This window comes from Thermomonas fusca, from assembly GCF_005862345.1.
Classification (GTDB): Bacteria; Pseudomonadota; Gammaproteobacteria; order Xanthomonadales; family Xanthomonadaceae; genus Thermomonas; species Thermomonas fusca.
The window spans coordinates 443,257-456,707 of record NZ_SROY01000002.1; the positions used below are offsets into that span (position 1 = coordinate 443,257).

Genomic DNA, 13,451 nt, shown 5'->3' on the forward strand with positions numbered 1-13,451 from the left:
GGCTGGAGCCCGCCCTACAATCCACAGATTCGGTCGCCCGCGTGGCGGCCAAAGACACCGGAAACCGAATGTCGCAGCAAACCACCATCCGCAAGCTGGCCGAACTGGTGAATACGCCGGTCGATAAACTGCTGGAACAGCTGGCCGAAGCCGGCATGAAGTTCAGCGGTCCCGACCAGGTCATCACCAGCGCCGAGAAACTCAAGCTGCACGGCTTCCTGCGCCGCGCGCACGGCAAGGCCGACAAGCCTGCCGACGAGGTCATCGCGCCCGGCAAGATCACCCTGAACCGCAGCCGCAAGCAGGAGATCACCGTCGGCGGCGGCGGCAAGGCCGGCCGCAGCGCCAGCACCGTCGAAGTGGTGACCCGCAAGAAGATCACCATCAAGCCGGGCAGCGGCCGCGCGCCCAGCGCCGCCGAAGTGCTGGATGCCGAGCGCGCCGATGCGCTGCGCAAGCTGGAGGAGTCCCGCGCCCGCAACGTCGCCGAGCAGCAGGCGCTGGCCGAAAAGGACCGGCAGCGCGCCGAGGAACTGGCGGAGATCCGTCGCCGCGAGCAGGAAAGCGCAGAGCGCGCCGCCGCGGAAGCCACCGCTGCCGCCGAAGTCGCGCTGGAGGAATCCGGCAAGCCCAAGAGCCACGCCCATGGCCACGGTCATGCGCCGAAGCCGGTCGCGCCGGTGCGCGAAGCCGACAAGGGCGCCGCGCATGCCAAGGGCAAGCCCGCGCACCGCGGCTCGCACGTCATGCAGGCGGGCGTCGAGGACGACGACAGCACCGCGCGTTTCGCCGGCCAGCTGCACCTGTCCCCGTCCGACCGCGCGCGTCGCAGCAATGCGCCGCGTGGCCGCGGCAAGCCGGCCAGGCGCTCGCTGGACCAGTCGCGCACGGGCACCGGCTTCAACAGGCCCACCGCGCCGGTGATCCGCGAAATCGCCATCGGCGATGCGGTCACCGTGGGCGACCTTGCCCAGAAGCTGGCGATGAAGGGCGGCGAAGTGGTCAAGGCGCTGTTCAAGATGGGCGTGATGGCCACCATCACCCAGACCATCGACCACGACACCGCGGCGCTGGTCACCGAAGAACTCGGCCACAAGGCCGTGCATGCCGATGCGGGCGACGCCGAGTCCGAACTGCTGGCGCACACCGAGGAAGTGCAGGGCGACAAGGCGCCGCGTCCGCCGGTGGTCACCATCATGGGCCACGTCGATCACGGCAAGACCTCGCTGCTGGACTACATCCGTCGCACCAAGGTCGCCACCGGCGAAGCCGGCGGCATCACCCAGCACATCGGTGCCTACCACGTGACCACGCCGAAGGGCGTGATCAGCTTCCTCGACACCCCCGGCCACGCGGCGTTCACCCACATGCGCCAGCGCGGCGCGAAGCTGACCGACATCGTGATCCTGGTGGTCGCGGCCGACGACGGCGTGATGCCGCAGACGGTGGAGGCGATCCAGCACGCGAAGGCGGCGAAGGTGCCGCTGATCGTCGCCATCAACAAGATCGACAAGTCCGACGCCGATCCGTCGCGGGTCAAGAACGACCTGCTGGCGCACGACGTGGTGGCCGAGGACTTCGGCGGCGACGTGCAGATGGTGGAGCTCTCGGCCAAGACCGGCCTGGGCGTGGACGACCTGCTCGACGCGGTTTCGCTGCAGGCGGAAGTGCTCGACCTGCAGGCGGTGCCGGAAGGCCGCGCCACCGGCGTGGTCATCGAATCCGCGCTCGACAAGGGCCGCGGCCCGGTCGCCACGGTGCTGGTGCAGCAGGGCAGCCTGGCCAAGGGTGACTACCTGGTTTGCGGCATCCAGTACGGCCGCGTGCGCGCGCTGTTCGACGAGACCGGCACCCAGGTGCAGGCCGCCGGCCCGTCGATCCCTGTGCAGATCCTCGGCCTGTCCGGCGTGCCGGAGGCGGGCGATGACTTCGTCGTCGTCGCCGACGAGCGCCTGGCCAAGGACGTGGCCCAGCAGCGCGACACCAAGCGTCGCGAGATGCGGCTGGTGGCTTCGGCGGGCAACCGCATGGAAGACATCATGGCGCAGATGGGAGAGGGTGCGGCGCAGCTGTCGCTCAACCTGGTGGTCAAGGCCGACGTGCACGGCACCATGCAGGCCCTGCGCGAAGCGTTGACCGGCCTGTCCAACGAGCAGATCCGGATCAACGTGATCGGCTCCGGCGTCGGCGGCATCACCGAGTCCGACGCCCAGCTGGCGATGACCTCGAAGGCCACCGTGATCGGCTTCAACGTGCGCGCCGACGCGTCCGCCCGCAAGGTCATCGAAGGCAACGGCGTCGACCTGCGCTACTTCTCGATCATCTACGACGTCATCGACCAGGTGAAGCAGATCGCTTCCGGCGTGCTGGGCAAGGAAATCCGCGAGGAGATCATCGGCATCGCCGAAGTCCGCGACGTGTTCCGCAGCTCCAAGTTCGGCGCGGTTGCCGGCTGCATGGTGGTGGAAGGCGTGGTCAAGAAGTCCAAGCCGATCCGCGTGCTGCGCGACAGCGTGGTGGTGTTCGAGGGCGAGCTGGAATCGCTGCGCCGCTTCAAGGAGAACGTGGACGAAGTCCGCGTCAACACCGAGTGCGGCATCGGCGTGAAGGCGTACAACGACGTCAAGCCGGGCGACCAGATCGAATGCTTCGAACGCATCGAGGTGCAGCGCACGCTGTAAGGCGTGCCTTCCGCCATGGCGCAGAAATCCTTCCACCGCACCGACCGCGTTTCCGCCCAGCTCCGCCGCGAGCTGGGCACGCTGGTGCATGCGGCCGTGCGCGAGCACGGGCTGGCATCGTCCAGCGTGTCCGATGTCGAAGTCACCCGCGACATGGCGCACGCCAAGGTGTTCGTGACCGTGCTGCAGCCCGACCGGGCCGCGGAGACGGTCAAGGCGCTGAAGGCGCTGGCGCCGGAGATCCGCTACCAGCTGGCGCGCGCGGTGAAGCTGCGGCACGTGCCGGAGCTGCATTTCCACTACGACGAATCGGTGGACCGCGGCGAACGCATCGACAACCTGCTGCGCGACCTGCCCGACCTGCACGGCAGTGGCGAGCCCGAATAACCCGCGCGAGCGTCGCCCGCGCACCGTGTTCCGTCGCCTGGACGGCATCCTGCTGCTGGACAAGCCGCAGGGGCTGTCGTCCAACCAGGCCCTGCAGCGCGTTCGCCACCTGTTCCGCGCCGAAAAGGGCGGCCACACCGGCAGTCTGGATCCGCTGGCCACCGGGCTGCTGCCGGTCTGCTTCGGCGAAGCGACCAAGATCGCCGGCGGCCTGCTGGGCGCGCGCAAGGCCTACGAAACCGTGGCCCGCTTGGGCGTGGTCACCGATACCGACGACGCCGACGGCCAGGTGCTGCGCGAGCGGCCGGTGCCGCCGCTGACCATCGACGCCATCGACGCTGCGCTGAAGACCTTCAGCGGACGCATCCAGCAGCGTCCGCCGATCTATTCGGCGCTCAAGCGCGGCGGCGAACCGCTGTACCTCAAGGCGCGCCGTGGCGAAACGATCGAAATGGAGCCGCGCGAGGTCGAAGTGCACGCCTTCGACCTGCTCAACGCCGCCGACCTGCTGGACGGCCAGCTGGAGAACGGCGCATCGCCCAACCTGCGGCTGCACGTGGAATGCGGCTCCGGCACCTATGTGCGCAGTCTGGTGCGCGATCTCGGCGAGTTGCTGGGCTGCGGGGCCCACGTGGCGCAGCTGCGCCGCTTGTGGGTGGACCCGTTCCGCGAGCCGCGGATGTGGACGCTGGCGGCGCTGGAGGAACTGCGCGAACAGGCCGGGGAGCGCGTGCTCGACGCCTGCCTGCTGCCGATCGAAGCCGGCATGACCTCGTGGCCGGAGGTTCGCGTCAACGCGGCGCAGGCGCAGCGGCTGGGGCGCGGGCAGGGCCTGCGCGGCCCTTATCCGCCGCGTGGCCTGCAGGTGGCGATCCTCGACGAGCAGGGCCGCGGTCTGGGTCTGGGCGATGTCGATGCCGAAGGGGGCCTGCATCCGGCCCGGTTGTTCCGCTGGGCCGCGTTCACCGGCGGGCACATCGACACCCCGCATTGCCCGTGACTCCCGGCGCGGGCTATAATCCCGCTGCTCATCCGGGCAAATCTTCTTTCCATCCGCATCATCACGGCGAGCCGTGCGGTGCGGGCGATGCTCTTTTCGCCCGTTCCTGCCGGTCACGCGACTACGAGGCAACCATGTCCATCGATACCCAGAAAGTCATCAACGAACACAAGCGCGGCGACAACGACACCGGCTCGCCGGAAGTCCAGGTCGCCCTGCTGACCGCCCGCATCGAACTGCTCACCGAGCACTTCAAGGCGCACAAGCAGGATCACCACAGCCGCCGCGGCCTGCTGATGATGGTCAACCGCCGTCGCAGCCTGCTCGACTACCTGCACCAGAAGGATGCGGACCGCTACAAGGCGCTGATCGGCAAGCTCGGCCTGCGTCGCTAAGAGAACACCCACCGCGGCGCAGGAATGCGCCGCGGTTCGTTTTTGCCCTACCGTTCCACCCGATCGCGGCCAGCCCGCAACTTCGCATCGCATGTCGCGATGCAGCGCAGCAAGCGGGGCTTGCCTGCGTCGATGAACCCGTCAAACCAAGGATTCCCAAGTGGCGAAGATCAGCAAGACCTTCCAGTACGGCAACCAGACCGTCACCCTCGAAACCGGCGAGATCGCGCGCCAGGCAGGCGGCGCGGTGATGGTGTCGTGCGACGGCACCGTGGTGCTGTGCACCGCCGTTGCGGCCAAGACCCAGCGCGAAGGGCAGGATTTCTTCCCGCTGACCGTCGACTACCAGGAGAAGTTCTACGCCGGCGGCCGCATCCCGGGTGGCTTCTTCAAGCGCGAAGGTCGCGCCACCGAGAAGGAAACCCTGACCAGCCGCCTGATCGATCGCCCGATCCGTCCGCTGTTCCCGGAAGAATTCCGCAATGAAGTGCAGGTCATCGCCACGGTGATGTCGCTGAACCCGGAAGTCGACGGCGACATCCTGGCGCTGATCGGCTGCTCCGCCGCCGTTGCCCTGACCGGCGCCCCGTTCCAGGGCCCGATCGGCGCTGCCAAGGTCGGCTACAAGGACGGCCAGTACCTGCTCAACCCGACCGTCAGCGCGCTGAAGGAATCGCAGCTCGAGCTGGTGGTCGCCGGCACCAGGGACGCCGTGCTGATGGTCGAGTCCGAAGCCGCCGAGCTGTCGGAAGACGTGATGCTGGGCGCGGTGATGTTCGGCCACCAGCAGATGCAGGTGGCGATCGACACCATCAACGCGCTGGTCGCCGAAGCCGGCCGGCCGAAGTGGGATTGGGCCGCCCCGGCCAAGAACGATGCGCTGATCGGTGCGCTGAAGGGCGCGATCGGCGACAAGCTGTCGGCCGCCTTCCAGGTGCGCGACAAGCTGGAGCGCAAGGACGCCATCTCGGCGCTGAAGAAGGCCGTGCTGGCCGAGATCGCCCCGCAGATCGAAGCCAACGGCTGGAGCACCGCCGAAGCCTCGAAGGAATTCGGCGAGCTGGAATACCAGACCATGCGCGGCTCGGTGCTAGCCACCAAGATCCGCATCGACGGCCGCGCGCTGGACACGGTGCGTCCGATCAGCTCCAAGGTCGGCGTGCTGCCGCGCGTTCACGGCTCCTCGCTGTTCACCCGCGGCGAGACCCAGGCCATCGTCGCCGTCACCCTCGGCACGGCCCGTGACGGCCAGGTCATCGACGCCGTCGCCGGCGAGTACAAGGAACACTTCCTGTTCCACTACAACTTCCCCCCCTACTCGGTGGGCGAAGCCGGCCGCATGATGGGTCCGAAGCGCCGCGAGATCGGCCACGGCCGCCTTGCCAAGCGCGGCGTGCTGGCCGTCATGCCGACCATGGAAGCGTTCCCGTACACCATCCGCGTGGTCTCGGAAATCACCGAGTCGAACGGCTCCTCCTCGATGGCCTCGGTCTGCGGTTCCTCGCTGGCGCTGATGGACGCGGGCGTGCCGGTGAAGGCGCCGGTGGCCGGCATCGCCATGGGCTTGGTGAAGGAAGACAACGACTTCGTGGTGCTGTCCGACATCCTCGGCGACGAGGATCACCTCGGCGACATGGACTTCAAGGTCGCCGGCACCAGCAACGGCATCTCGGCCCTGCAGATGGACATCAAGATCCAGGGCATCACCGAGGAAATCATGAAGGTCGCACTGGCGCAGGCCAAGGCCGGCCGCCTGCACATCCTCGGTGAGATGGCGAACGCGCTGACCACCCCGCGCGGCGAGCTGTCCGAATTCGCGCCGCGCCTGCTGACCATCAAGATCCACCCGGACAAGATCCGCGAAGTGATCGGCAAGGGCGGCTCGGTGATCCAGGCGATCACCAAGGAAACCGGCACCCAGATCGACATCCAGGACGACGGCACCATCACCATCGCCTCGGTGAACGCCGCCGCCGGCCAGGCCGCCAAGTCGCGCATCGAGCAGATCACCTCGGACGTCGAGCCGGGCCGGATCTACGAAGGCAAGGTCGCCAAGATCATGGACTTCGGCGCGTTCGTCACCATCGCCCCCGGCAAGGACGGCCTGGTGCACGTCTCGCAGATCTCCAGCGAGCGCGTGGAGAAGGTTTCCGATGTGCTGAAGGAAGGCGATCTGGTCAAGGTCAGGGTGCTGGAAGTCGACAAGCAGGGCCGCATCCGCCTGTCGATCAAGGCAGTGACCGAAGGCGAGGGCGCCGGCGAGTAATCGCCGCACCACCCGCGCATGAAAAAACGGGCCGAAAGGCCCGTTTTTTTTGTTCTTCCCTCTCCCCCCGTTCGCGGGAAGAGGATGCCGAAGGTGGGTGAGGGGCGCGCTTACTCCGCTGGCTGCTCGTACCGCCCCGGCCGCGGATTGAGCGTGCCGCACTGGCTGCAGGTGCGCAGGTGGTCGTCGCGGTAGAACTTCTCGAATACCCGGAAGAAATCCTGCTCGATGTCGACCAGGTGGAAGAAGTCCGCGTACAGCCGGTGGTTGCAAGCCACGCAGAACCACATCAGCGCGTCGTCCTCGTGCGGCAGGCGCTTGCGTTCGATCACCAGCCCCACCGATCCGGCCATGCGCTGCGGCGAATGCGGCACCCGCGGCGGCAGGTAGAAGATCTCGCCGGCGCGGATCGGGATGTCGCGCAGGGTGCCGCGCTCGCCGTTGAAATCCTCCTGCACGCGCAGCACCATCTCGCCTTCCAGCTGGAAGAACCATTCCGGGCCTTCCTCGAAATGGAAATCGGTGCGCGCGTTCGGTCCGCCCACCACCATCACGATGAAGTCGTCCTGGACGATGCATTTGTTGCCCACCGGCGGTTGCAGCAGGTGTCGGTGTTGCTCGATCCAGGCGTGCAGGTTGAAGGCGGCGGGCAACATGGCTTCAGTCCTCGATCCGGGCGATGCACTTGAGTTCGATGGCGATCGGCGTGGGCAGCGCGGAGATTCCGACCGTGGTGCGGCAGGGCGCGCTGGCCGGATCCGGGAAGTGCTCGGCCCAGACCGCGTTGTAGGCCTTGAAATCCCGGGCCATGTCGGTGAGATAGACGGTCACATCGATCAGGTCTTCCCAGCGCGCGCCGCTGGCGTCCAGCACCGCACGCACGTTCGCCAGCACTGCGCGCGCCTGCGCCTCGATGTCGTAGCGGCGCACCCGTCCGTCGGCGAAGTAGTCGTTGCCGGGGATGGAATTGTCGGCCGGATCACGCGGCCCGATGCCGGACAGGAACAGCAGGTCACCCATGCGGCGCGCATGTGGGTAGTGGCCTACCGCCTTGGGCGCGGCGGCGGCATGGATGCCGGAGAGCGTCACCCGCTGATTCCGCGACGCTCGCGCACGCTGGCGATGGCGGCGGCGTAAACGGAGGTAAGCGCCTCCGGCGCATCGACGTCCATCGCCAGCTCGCGCACCTTGCCGTCGGCCAGGCTGTAGACCCAGCCGTGCACCGCCAGCTGCTGGCCGCGCGCCCAGGCGTCCTGCACCACGGTGGTCAGGCAGACGTTTTCCGCCTGTTCGATGGCGTTGAGCTCGCACAGGGTGTCGTGGCGCGCTTCCGCTGGAAGCTGCCCCAGCAGCCCGGCGTGTTTTTGAGCCACGTCGCCGACATGGCGGATCCAGTTGTCGGCCAGCCCCAGCCGGGTGCCGTGCAGGGCCGCACCGACGCCGCCGCAGCCGTAATGGCCCACCACCAGGATGTGCCGCACCTTGAGCACGTCGACCGCGAACTGGATGGTGGACATGCAGTTGAGGTCGGTATGCACCATCACGTTGGCGATGTTGCGATGGACGAACACCTCGCCCGGCACCAGGTCGATGACCTGGTTGGCCGGCACGCGCGAGTCCGAGCAGCCGATCCACAGATATTTGGGTGCCTGCTGCTTGGACAGGCGTTCGAAGAAGGTCGGGTCCTCGCGGGTGACGCGTTCGGCCCAGCCCTGGTTGTTGCGTAGTAGGGTGTCGAGTTCCTTTTTCATGTGTTGCCTTGTGGGGGAATGGGGGGAAGGGCGATGCCGACGTTGCGCGGTTCGGTGAAGAAGCGCATGGCTTCCAGTCCGCCTTCGCGGCCGAGCCCGGACGCCTGGCTGCCGCCGAACGGCGTGCGCAGGTCGCGCATCAGCCAACTGTTGATCCAGACGATGCCGGTGCGCAGCTGCGCGGCCAGCTGGTGCGCGCGGGCAAGGTCGCGCGTCCACACGCTGGCGGACAGGCCGTAGTCCGAGGCGTTGGCCAGCGCCAGCGCGTCGGTATCGCTGTCGAATGCCTGCAGCGTTGCCACCGGGCCGAAGATTTCCTCGCGGTTGGTCGCGCAGTCCGGGCCGAGGCCTTCGATCACCGTCGGCGCAATGAACCAGCCGGGACGATCCGCGGCTGTGCCGCCGCAGAGCACGCGGCCGCCTTCGCCGCGGGCGCGTTCGATGCAGCCTTGCACCTTGTCGAAATGCGCTTGCGACACCATCGGGCCGAGCTGGGTATCGGGCTCCAGCGGCGCGCCCAGCCGCAGCGCGCTGGCGCGTTCGACGAAGGCATCGCGGAACTCGTCGTGGATACCGCGTTCGACCAGCAGCCGCGAACCGCACAGGCAGATCTGACCGCTGTTCTGGAACGCGCTGCGCACCAGCGTGTCGAGGTTGGCGCGCCAGTCACTGTCGGCAAACACCAGCGTGGCGTTCTTGCCGCCGAGTTCCAGCGACACCTTCTTCAGCAGCGGCCCGGCGATGCCGGCGATGCGCCGACCCACCGCGGTGCTGCCGGTGAACGAGATCGCCTTGACCCGCGGGTGCGCGACCAGCGCCTCGCCGACGTTCGGCCCGGTGCCATGGACGAGGTTGAGCACGCCCGCCGGCAGGCCGACATCCAGCGCCAGCTGGCAGAGCATCGTGGCGGTGGCGGGGGTGATTTCCGAAGGCTTGCCCACCACCGCGTTGCCGGCGGCCAGCGCCGGCGCGATCTTCCAGGTGAACAGGTACAGCGGCAGGTTCCACGGGCTGATGCAGCCCACCACGCCCAGCGGCAGGCGCAGGGTGTAGTTCAGGCCGGCTTCGCCATGGTGGGATTCGCTGGCGAACTGGGTGGCGGCGTGGGCGAAGAAGCGCAGGTTGGCGATCGCCCGCGGGATCTCGATGTCGCGCGCCAGCGCCAGCGGCTTGCCGGCATCGATGGCTTCGGCATGGGCGAACGCGTCGAGCTGGGCCTCCAGCGCATCGGCCAATCGTTCCAGATGGCGCGCGCGCTCGCTCGGCCGCAGCGCCGCCCAGGCCGGTGCCGCGGCTTCGGCGGCAGCGGCCGCCGCTTCGACATCGGCGGCATCGCCATCGGCGACCTGTGCATACGGTTGCGCATGTGCGGGATCGAAAACCGGTTGCCAGCGGGTGCTGGTCGCTTCGCCGCGGGCCGCGCCGATGACATGTCCGAACCGTCGCATCCCGCCAGTTTACTGTGATGGACGTCCCGGCTGGCAATGCGGGCACAGGAACAGCGGCCGCGACTGGCTGGCGATGCGAACGATCGGCGTACCGCAGCGCTCGCAGGGCTGGCCCTCGCGCTTGAATACGTGGAAGCGGAAGCGCTCCCCTTCGTGCGCCAGGTAGTCCGCGCGCATGCCCTTCGTGGGCTCGATGCCGCGGGTGGCGTAGCTGTGGCGCGGGATCGCCAGCAGAGCCCGTGCGAGCTTGGCGGTTTGTGCTGCGTCCAGATCGCGCGGGCGAGAGGCCGGATGCAGGCCGGCGTCGAACAGCACCTCCGCGCGCAGGTAGTTGCCCATCCCGGCAAGGAAGCCCTGGTCCAGCAGCAGCGCGCCCAGCGCACGGCCGCGGAAGGCCGGCGACTGCAGGCGCGCGGCGACGGCATCCACATCCAGCGCAGGATCCAGCACGTCCGGCCCCAACCCCTGCAGGAACGGATGCGCCTCGATCTCGTCGCTGCGCCACAGTTCGATGTCGGAGGCCGAATACAGCAGGATCGCGGCACTGGCCGTGTCCAGCGCCACCCGCAGGCTGCGCGTGGAGTCCGGGCGCTGGCCCGGCAGCGCCACCTTCCACACGCCGTACAGCTGGTTGTGGGTGTACAGCGTCCAGCCGTTGTCGAAGGTGGTCAGCAGTGCCTTGCCGCGCGGGATGATGGAGAGGATGCGGCTGCCCGCCAGTTCGCGCTCGAAACGCTGCAGTCGCGCGAACGCGAACTGCGCCCGCAGCACGGTCCGCCCGGCCACCGCCGCGGCCAGGCGGTCGGCGGCGCGACGGATTTCCGGGCCTTCGGGCATCGGCTCAGATCGACTGCATGCGGCCGCCGTCCACCGCGATGGACTGGCCGTTGACGTAACCCGCGGCCGGGCTGCACAGGAAGGCGATCACGCCGCCGGGTTCTTCGGCTTCGGCGAAGCGGCCCGCCGGCACCGTTGCCAGCATCGCCTGCGCCACCTCGTCCCGGGTCTTGCCGGAGGCCGCGCTGCGGTCGGCCAGGATCTGCTCCAGCCGGCGCGTGCGGGTGTAGCCGGGCAGCACGTTGTTGACCGTGATGCCATCCCCGCCGAGTTCGCGCGAGAGGGTCTTGGCCCAGCTGGCCACCGCGCCGCGGATGGTGTTGGACACGCCGAGGTTGGGAATCGGTTCGTACACCGAGGTCGAGATCACGTTGACGATGCGGCCCCAGCGCACGGCGCGCATGCCCGGCAGCAGCGCCTGCACCAGCGTCTGGTTGGCGACCAAATGTTTACGGAAGGCATCCAGGTAGGCATCGATGGAGGCGCTGTGCGCCGGGCCGCCGGGCGGGCCACCGGTGTTGTTGATCAGGATGTGCACCGGCGTGCGCGCCGCCAGTGCGGCGACGGCGTCGCGCAGCGCATCGGTGTCGGCGACATCGGCGACGAGGCAGCCGTGTGCTTGTCCCTGCGCGCGCGGCAGCGTGGCGGCGATCTCGCCCAGTACGTCCGCGCGGCGCGCGAGCAGGGTGACGCTGGCGCCGAGTTCGGCCAGTTCCATCGCTGTGGCGCGGCCGATGCCTTCGGTGGCGCCGCAGACCAGCGCGTGTTTGCCGGAAAGATCGAGGTTCATGCGGGCTCCCTGGTCAGATCCCGATTGTAACGGCGGCTCCTCCAGCACCGGTGCACGGCCGCTGCAGCGAGCCTACTGCGGTGCCAGCTCGATCGCCCTCGCCAGCCACAGCGATGCCGCCGCCAGCACGCCGCCGATGCCGGTGGCAGCCAGTACGTCGCTGGGGTAATGCAGGCCCAGCACGACGCGGGAGACGGCGACGCTGGCGGTGAACGGCACCAGCAGCCAGGCCAGCGCCGGGTAGTGCGCCACCGCCACCACGCTGAAGGCGACTGCGTGCAGGGTATGCCCGGACGGGAAGCTGAACTCGTCCAGCGGCGCCACCCAGGCGCGGATGCGCAGATCGCGGGCCGACGGGCGCGGGCGGCGGGTCCAGCGCTTCAGCCGCTTGTACAGCAGCAGCGCAACAAAACCGGTGGCGGCCAGATGCAGCGACGCGCGCAGGCCGTCGAGGCCGTCGAGCGCCACCAGCACGCCCATCAATACGTACCAGAACACGCCATCGCCCAGCCGGCTGACGGTGGCGAAACAGCGGAACGGCAGCCGGCGGGCACACAGGGCGTTGGCGCGCAGGCACCAGCCGTGTTCCATCGACAGCGGTCGCTCAGGGGACGGTGGGCGCGGCATGGGAATCGCTCCGTGTCAGCGATTGCAGGAGACGGTCGAACGCGTCGGCGACCTGCGTCGGGCGCAGCGCCGCCACCGCTTCGCGGCAGGCGGGGCGCATTTGCGTGCGCAGCGCGTCGTCACTGGCCAAGCGCAGGGCCGCAGCGATGAAGCCGGCGTCATCGGGAACGGCGACTGCCGCGCCGTGGATGCCGTCGCGCAGGAATTCGCGCGCGGCGCCGTAGTCGAACGCCACCACCGGCACGCCGCTGGCCAGCGCTTCCAGGGTGACGTTGCCGAAGGTTTCGCTGCGGCTGGGGAACAGGAACAAGTCGGCGCTGGCGAAATGCCGGCCCAGCGCTCCGCCGCGCTTGATGCCGCGGAAGACGAAGTCCGGGTTCTCGCGCTGCAGGGCCTCGCGCGCGGGGCCGTCGCCGACCCACACGAAGCGCGCCTCCGGGCGCACCCGCTGCAGCTCGCGGAACGCGCGTACCGCCAGCGGCAGGTTCTTTTCCGCGGCGATGCGGCCAACGTGGATCACCGCGAGCGCGTGCGGATCCAGTCCCCATTCGCGCCGCAGCGTTTCATCGCGGTGGCCCGGATGGAACGCCACCGTGTCCACCGCGCGCGGCAGCCGGACCACGTTGCGGAACCGCTGCGTCTGCAGGAACGCCTGCAGTTCGCGCGTCGGCACCAGGGTCGCCTGCGCGCCGTTGTGGAAATGCCGCATCCAGCGCAGCGCCGTGCCCTCAAGCCACGGGGCGCCATAGCTGCGCACGTAGTCGTCGAAGCGGGTATGGAAGCCGGTGGCGACCGGGATGCCGAGCCTGCGCGCGGCGCGCAGCGCCGACCAGCCCAGCGGGCCTTCCGTCGCCACGTAGATCGCGTCGGGACGGGCCTGCCGCCAGTGGTTGTGCAGCAGGCGGGTGGCCGGCAGGCCGAATTTCAGGCCGGGATAGCGGGGCAGGGCGGCGCCGCGCACCAGCAGCGTATCCACGGCAGGCTCGGCTTCGCCATCGTGGCGCGGGCGCACCATCGCAACTTCGTGGCCACGCTGGCGCAGGCCGTGCTCCAGCCCCTGCACGGTCAGCGCCACGCCGTTGACTTCGGGCGGATAGGTTTCGGTGACGATGCCGTAGCGCATGGGCGACTCCGCCAGCACGGGCTGGTCGCGGCACAGCGTCGGCGATGGCGGTGAACGGACGGTGTCGCGCGGATGACCCGTGGATGACGGCCGGCACCGGTCGCGCGCCACTTACAATGCGGGCTCCGGAGTCCTCGGCCCCTGCC

Annotated in this window: 13 protein-coding genes; 5 read left to right on the forward strand and 8 right to left on the reverse strand. The window is 68.9% G+C overall.

Annotated features, from left to right (window positions below):
• The first annotated feature begins 68 nt into the window (after window positions 1–68).
• The 5 genes from infB (at window position 69) to pnp (ending at window position 6,729) form a co-directional block, all read left to right on the forward strand.
• Complete coding sequence (infB, locus tag E5S66_RS06280; RefSeq protein WP_028839394.1) at window positions 69–2,681, forward strand: translation initiation factor IF-2; 2,613 nt, start codon at window positions 69–71, stop codon at window positions 2,679–2,681.
• Between the two features lie 15 nt (window positions 2,682–2,696).
• Complete coding sequence (gene rbfA, locus E5S66_RS06285) at window positions 2,697–3,068, forward strand: 30S ribosome-binding factor RbfA (RefSeq protein ID WP_138348421.1); 372 nt, start codon at window positions 2,697–2,699, stop codon at window positions 3,066–3,068.
• Window positions 3,052–4,068 (forward strand): tRNA pseudouridine(55) synthase TruB, encoded by a 1,017-nt coding sequence (gene truB / locus E5S66_RS06290; protein ID WP_138348422.1) that lies wholly within the window; start codon window positions 3,052–3,054, stop codon window positions 4,066–4,068. The genes rbfA and truB overlap by 17 nt, the downstream gene beginning before the upstream one ends.
• 134 nt (window positions 4,069–4,202) lie before the next feature.
• Window positions 4,203–4,463 (forward strand): 30S ribosomal protein S15, encoded by a 261-nt coding sequence (gene rpsO, locus E5S66_RS06295; protein WP_028839392.1) that lies wholly within the window; start codon window positions 4,203–4,205, stop codon window positions 4,461–4,463.
• Between the two features lie 160 nt (window positions 4,464–4,623).
• Window positions 4,624–6,729 (forward strand): polyribonucleotide nucleotidyltransferase, encoded by a 2,106-nt coding sequence (gene pnp / locus E5S66_RS06300; protein WP_138348423.1) that lies wholly within the window; start codon window positions 4,624–4,626, stop codon window positions 6,727–6,729.
• Window positions 6,730–6,839: 110 nt separating this feature from the next.
• Here the strand turns inward: pnp and E5S66_RS06305 are convergent, their stop codons facing one another.
• The 8 genes from E5S66_RS06305 to E5S66_RS06340 all read right to left on the reverse strand — a co-directional run bounded on the left by E5S66_RS06305 (window position 6,840) and on the right by E5S66_RS06340 (window position 13,305).
• Complete coding sequence (locus E5S66_RS06305; RefSeq protein ID WP_138348424.1) at window positions 6,840–7,385, reverse strand: 3-hydroxyanthranilate 3,4-dioxygenase; 546 nt, start codon at window positions 7,383–7,385, stop codon at window positions 6,840–6,842.
• 4 nt (window positions 7,386–7,389) lie between these two features.
• Window positions 7,390–7,818: a RidA family protein gene (locus tag E5S66_RS06310; RefSeq protein ID WP_138348425.1), complete on the reverse strand. Its 429-nt coding sequence runs from the start codon at window positions 7,816–7,818 to the stop codon at window positions 7,390–7,392.
• Window positions 7,815–8,480, reverse strand: coding sequence for a carbonate dehydratase (can, locus tag E5S66_RS06315; RefSeq protein WP_138348426.1), 666 nt, complete (start codon window positions 8,478–8,480; stop codon window positions 7,815–7,817). Before can ends, E5S66_RS06310 begins: the two co-directional genes overlap by 4 nt.
• The gene (locus E5S66_RS06320; RefSeq protein WP_138348427.1) at window positions 8,477–9,928 is read right to left on the reverse strand and encodes an aldehyde dehydrogenase; all 1,452 of its coding nucleotides are present in this window, start codon (window positions 9,926–9,928) and stop codon (window positions 8,477–8,479) included. The genes can and E5S66_RS06320 overlap by 4 nt, the downstream gene beginning before the upstream one ends.
• A gap of 9 nt (window positions 9,929–9,937) precedes the next feature.
• The gene (gene nei, locus E5S66_RS06325; RefSeq protein WP_138348428.1) at window positions 9,938–10,765 is read right to left on the reverse strand and encodes an endonuclease VIII; all 828 of its coding nucleotides are present in this window, start codon (window positions 10,763–10,765) and stop codon (window positions 9,938–9,940) included.
• A gap of 4 nt (window positions 10,766–10,769) precedes the next feature.
• Window positions 10,770–11,555, reverse strand: coding sequence for an SDR family oxidoreductase (locus E5S66_RS06330; RefSeq protein WP_138348429.1), 786 nt, complete (start codon window positions 11,553–11,555; stop codon window positions 10,770–10,772).
• A gap of 72 nt (window positions 11,556–11,627) precedes the next feature.
• On the reverse strand, window positions 11,628–12,182 hold the full coding sequence (locus E5S66_RS06335) for a phosphatase PAP2 family protein (protein WP_425472175.1): 555 nt from the start codon (window positions 12,180–12,182) through the stop codon (window positions 11,628–11,630).
• Window positions 12,160–13,305, reverse strand: coding sequence for a glycosyltransferase family 4 protein (locus E5S66_RS06340; protein WP_138348430.1), 1,146 nt, complete (start codon window positions 13,303–13,305; stop codon window positions 12,160–12,162). Before E5S66_RS06340 ends, E5S66_RS06335 begins: the two co-directional genes overlap by 23 nt.
• Window positions 13,306–13,451: the final 146 nt, after the last annotated feature.